Source organism: Methylobacterium sp. WL6, assembly GCF_008040095.1.
GTDB lineage: Bacteria > Pseudomonadota > Alphaproteobacteria > Rhizobiales > Beijerinckiaceae > Methylobacterium.
The window spans coordinates 1-4818 of record NZ_VRVH01000327.1; the positions used below are offsets into that span (position 1 = coordinate 1).

Genomic DNA, 4818 nt, shown 5'->3' on the forward strand with positions numbered 1-4818 from the left:
TTTTTTTTTTAATTATTCTGCGACCAGGGTGATCTTCACGTATGGAGTCGTCGTCAGCTTGAGTTGTGTATAAGAGACAGGCCCAGGATCTCAAGGCGAACGGCAGCGAGCAGGGCGTTCCCGCCGACAAGCCGCAATAGCCCGGCACGGACGGGATCGGACAACGAGGGCCGGGCGGCGACGCCCGGCCCTTTTTCGTCTCGCCGCGACGGTCGGCCCCGGCCGCCATGCGCGGGCGCGTGTTGACCCGCGGGGCGATCCTACCGCAAACCGGACCCGACCCGGCGCGCCCGGTGCGCCACGCACCCGGACCGCCCTTCGCGATCACCGCGTCGCGACCCCACCCTCGCGAACAAGGACGCGATCCGTGACCCTCTCTCCCCCTCCGAACTCGTTCCGCACCGGCCCCGACGAGCGCGGCCGGTTCGGCATCTTCGGCGGCCGCTTCGTCGCCGAGACGCTGATGCCGCTGATCCTCTCCCTGGAAGAGGCCTACGCCGCGGCCAAGGCCGACCCGGGGTTCCAGGCCGAGATGGACGGCTACCTCAAGCACTACGTCGGCCGGCCGAGCCCGCTCTACTTCGCGGAGCGGCTGACCGAGCATTGCGGCGGCGCGAAGATCTACTTCAAGCGCGACGAGCTGAACCACACCGGCTCGCACAAGGTGAACAACGTCCTCGGGCAGATCCTGCTCGCCCGCCGGATGGGCAAGAAGCGGATCATCGCCGAGACCGGCGCCGGCCAGCACGGTGTCGCCACCGCGACCCTCTGCGCCCGGTTCGGCCTGACCTGCGTGGTCTACATGGGCGCCGTCGACGTGGCGCGCCAAGCCCCGAACGTCTTCCGGATGAAGATGCTCGGCGCCGAGGTGATCCCGGTCGAGTCCGGCACCAAGACCCTGAAGGACGCGATGAACGAGGCCCTGCGCGACTGGGTCACCAACGTCGCCGACACGTTCTACTGCATCGGCACGGTCGCCGGCCCGCACCCCTATCCGGCAATGGTGCGCGACTTCCAGTCGATCATCGGCCGCGAGACCAAGGAGCAGATGCTGGAGGCCGAGGGGCGGCTGCCCGATTCGCTCGTGGCCTGCATCGGCGGCGGCTCGAACGCGATGGGGCTGTTCCACCCCTTCCTCGACGACCGCGACGTGGAGATCTTCGGCGTCGAGGCCGCCGGCCACGGCGTCTCGTCGGGCCTGCACGCGGCCTCGCTCTCGGGCGGACGGCCGGGGGTGCTGCACGGCAACCGCACCTACCTGCTGATGGACGACGACGGGCAGATCGCGGACGCGCACTCGATCTCGGCCGGCCTCGACTATCCCGGCATCGGCCCCGAGCACGCCTGGCTGCACGAGGCCGGCCGCGTCACCTACCTCTCGGCCACCGATCAGGAGGCGCTCGGCGCGTTCAAGCTGTGCTCGATGCTCGAGGGCATCATCCCGGCGCTGGAGCCGGCCCACGCCCTCGCCAAGGTGCTGGAGATGGCCCCGAAGAAGCCGGCCGACCATCTCATGGTGATGAACCTGTGCGGCCGCGGCGACAAGGACATCCCGCAGGTGGCGGAGATCTTCGGGACGAAGCTCTGAGACTGCAAGCTCCCCCGCACCCAAGTCGGGCCTGCCCGACTTGGGCACACGGGGTGCGGATCTCGGGCGAGCACGAGATCCGTCGGGGGAGGGAAGAGCCGGTCCTACACCACCACCGTGATCGCCTGCGCCGCGCGGGTCAGGCCGGTGTAGAGCCACCGCGCCCGGTGCTCGCGGAAGGCGAACGATTCGTCGAACAGCACCACCTTGTCCCACTGCGAGCCCTGCGCCTTGTGCACGGTGAGCGCGTAGCCGTAGGTGAACTCGTCGGTCTCCCGGCGCAGGAAGGCCGGGATCTCCTCCTCGGACCCGGAAATCACGGCGCGTAAAACCTTGATGTCGATGGCGCGCTTGCGCATGCCGGCGTCGTCCTCCGGCACCACGTCGAGGCGGATCGTGTCGGGGCGGGGCGGCGCGCGCAGGGCCTGCACGGTCCAGGTCGAGCCGTTGAGCAGGCCCTTGGTGCGGTCGTTGCGCAGGCAGACCAGCTTCTCGCCCACCGCCGGCATCGGGTCGACGTGGCCGGCCAGCTCCCGCAGCCGCCCGTTGTAGAGACGGCGGGTCTTGTTCATGCCCACCAGCACCTGGTCGCAGTCGAGCACCTGGGTCGGGTCGATGGCGCGGCGCGAGACCACGCGGCTGGCGCCGTACTCGCCGAGCGCGAGCCGGCCGCCCTCGCGCACCGTCATCGCCATGCGCACGATCGGGTCGTCCTTGGCCTGGCGGTGGACCTCGGTCAGCATCACGTCGGGCTCGGCCTCGGTGAAGAAGCCGCCGCCGCGCACCGGCGGCAGCTGCGCCGGGTCGCCGAGCACCAGCACCGGCTTGTCGAACGACAGCAGGTCGTGGCCCAGGTCCGCGTCGACCATCGAGCACTCGTCGATGACGATGAGGTCGGCCTTGGCCGCGGGCCCGGCGCGGTTCAGCGAGAAGGCGGGTCCGCCCTCTTCCGTCTCCTTGGTGCGGTAGATCAGCGAGTGGATCGTCGCGGCGTCCTGGCAGCCCTTCTGGCGCATCACCGAGGCCGCCTTGCCGGTGAAGGCGCCGAACACCACCGAGCCGTCGACGTCGTCGGCGATGCGGCGGGCCAGCGTGGTCTTGCCGGTGCCGGCGTAGCCGAACAGCCGGAACACCTGGGCGGCGCCCTTGTCCTTGCGCCAGGCGGCGATGGCCTTCAGCGCCGCGTCCTGCTGCGGGGCGAAGCTTTTGGGGAGGTCGTCGCTCACGGCCAGCGCACGGTCGGCGGCAGCGACGACAGGATCGAGGCGACGTTGCCGCCGGTCTTCAGGCCGAAGATCGTGCCGCGGTCGTGGAGCAGGTTGAACTCGACGTAGCGCCCGCGCCGCACCTGCTGCTCCAGCCGGTCGGCCTCGGTCCAGGGCGTCGCGACGTTGCGCCGGACGATCTCGGGATAGGCCGCGAGGAAGGCGCCGCCGACGTCGCGGGTGTAGGCGAGGTCGGCCTGCGGGTCGCCGGTCCAGTGGTAGTCGTAGAAGATCCCGCCGACGCCGCGGGGCTCCTTGCGGTGCGGCAGGTAGAAGTATTCCTCGCACCACTGCTTGTACTTGTCGTAGTTCGCCGCCGGGGCGTGGGCGTCGCAGGCTGCCTTGAGGCAGGCGTGGAAGTGCCGCGTGTCGGGGTCGTCCTGCGTCCGCCGGCGCTCGAGCACCGGGGTGAGGTCGGCCCCGCCGCCGAACCACGTCTTCGTCGTCACCACGAAGCGGGTGTTCATGTGGACCGTCGGCACGTTCGGGTTCCACGGATGCGCGATCAGCGAGATGCCGGTGGCGAAGAAGCGCGGATCCTCCGCAGCGCCCGGCATCTGGGCGCGGAACTCCGGCGCGAACTCGCCGTGCACCGCCGAGACGTGGACGCCGGCCTTCTCGAACACCCGGCCGTGCAGCATCGCCATGGTGCCGCCGCCACCGGGCCGGCCGGTGTGGTCGGTCCGCTCCCAGGGGGTTTTTTCGAAGTGCCCAGCCGCAACGGGTGCGTCCGGATGGAACGGCCCCTCGGCCTCGGCCTCCAAGGTCTCGAGCGCGCCGACGATGCGGTCGCGCAGCGTCGTGAACCACGCGGTCGCCTCGGCCTTGAGCGCCGTGACGTCGGCCTCGGGCAGGCGGGGGCGGGCTGTCTCGGTGTCCGGCATCGTCATGGACGGGATGTCCCACTCCGCCCCGGCGGCGTCAATTCACGCATCGCGAAACCGGGCTTCGACCCGCGCTTGACTTCGAGCGCGCTCGAAGCCGTAGCCTCGATGGCATCGTGGCGAGGGCCCAAAGGGTCAGAGGGTCAAAGGGCCGAAAGGCAAGCGGCGCATGCGGATCGGCGAACTCGCCAAACGCTCGGGGCCGACGGCCCACACCCTCCGCTACGACGAGCGGATCGGGCTGCTGCCGTTCGTCGAGCGGGACGCCGCGGGGCACCGGGACTACGACGGGTCGATCCTGGCCTGGATCGGCTTCCTCGACCGTCTCAAGACCACCCGCATGCCGATCCGGACGATGCTGCATTATGCGGCCCTGCGGCGCGCCGGACCGGCGACGGCTCCGGAACGGCGCCTGCTGCTCGAACGGCATCGCGCGCAGGTCCGCACGCACGTCGCCGCGTTGCAGGACGCCCTGGCCGCCCTCGACACGAAGATCGCCGGCTATGCCTGCTCGACCGAAGGGATGCACGATGACGACCGACCAGAGCCCGACCCCGGAAAGCCGCTACGCGCGGGGCGCCCGCGCGCTCGCTGAGATCGACGGGCAGGCCGGGGAGCACGTGATCGCGGCGCTGTCCGGCATCGCCCCGGATTTCGCCCGCTACCTGATCGAGTTCCCGTTCGGCGACATCTACAGCCGCCCCGGCCTCGACCTGCGATCGCGGGAGATCGCCACGATCGCGGCGCTGACGGCGATGGGCAACGCCGCGCCGCAGCTGAAAGTGCACATCGAGGCGGGCCTGAACGTCGGCCTGTCCCGCGACGAGATCACTGATGTGATCATGCAGATGGCGGTCTATGCCGGCTTCCCGGCCGCCCTCAACGGCCTGTTCGCCGCCAAGGAGGTCTTCGCGGCCCGCGTGACGGCGTGACGCCGATCGCGCGGGCGCGAGCCACCGCCCACGGCCGCGAACCGGCGCGAGGCGCCCGACGGTGTCGCCGGGCGCCTCAGGCTGTGAATTATAAAAAAAAGACCCTGCCCACGACAACATAAGTGTAGATAACGGTGGGGGCCCTATAA

Annotated in this window: 5 protein-coding genes; 3 read left to right on the forward strand and 2 right to left on the reverse strand. The window is 70.1% G+C overall.

The annotated features are described in order from the left end of the window. Positions 1 to 367: 367 nt before the first annotated feature. Positions 368 to 1588, forward strand: coding sequence for a tryptophan synthase subunit beta (trpB, locus tag FV230_RS24700; protein WP_147844278.1), 1221 nt, complete (start codon positions 368 to 370; stop codon positions 1586 to 1588). A 104-nt stretch (positions 1589 to 1692) separates the two neighbouring features. Here trpB and FV230_RS24705 read toward each other — a convergent pair whose 3' ends face one another. Together FV230_RS24705 and hemF are read right to left on the reverse strand one after the other, a co-directional pair. Then, a complete protein-coding gene (locus tag FV230_RS24705) occupies positions 1693 to 2814 on the reverse strand; it encodes an AAA family ATPase (protein WP_147844279.1) in 1122 nt (373 codons plus the stop codon). Further along, positions 2811 to 3737 (reverse strand): oxygen-dependent coproporphyrinogen oxidase, encoded by a 927-nt coding sequence (gene hemF / locus FV230_RS24710; RefSeq protein WP_246694986.1) that lies wholly within the window; start codon positions 3735 to 3737, stop codon positions 2811 to 2813. Before hemF ends, FV230_RS24705 begins: the two co-directional genes overlap by 4 nt. 169 nt (positions 3738 to 3906) lie before the next feature. Here hemF and FV230_RS24715 point away from each other — a divergent pair, with 169 nt between their 5' ends. Together FV230_RS24715 and FV230_RS24720 are read left to right on the forward strand one after the other, a co-directional pair. Then, positions 3907 to 4332, forward strand: a complete 426-nt coding sequence (locus FV230_RS24715) for a MerR family transcriptional regulator (protein WP_147844281.1) — start codon at positions 3907 to 3909, stop codon at positions 4330 to 4332. Next, a complete protein-coding gene (locus FV230_RS24720; protein ID WP_147844282.1) occupies positions 4268 to 4669 on the forward strand; it encodes a carboxymuconolactone decarboxylase family protein in 402 nt (133 codons plus the stop codon). The genes FV230_RS24715 and FV230_RS24720 overlap by 65 nt, the downstream gene beginning before the upstream one ends. Positions 4670 to 4818: the final 149 nt, after the last annotated feature.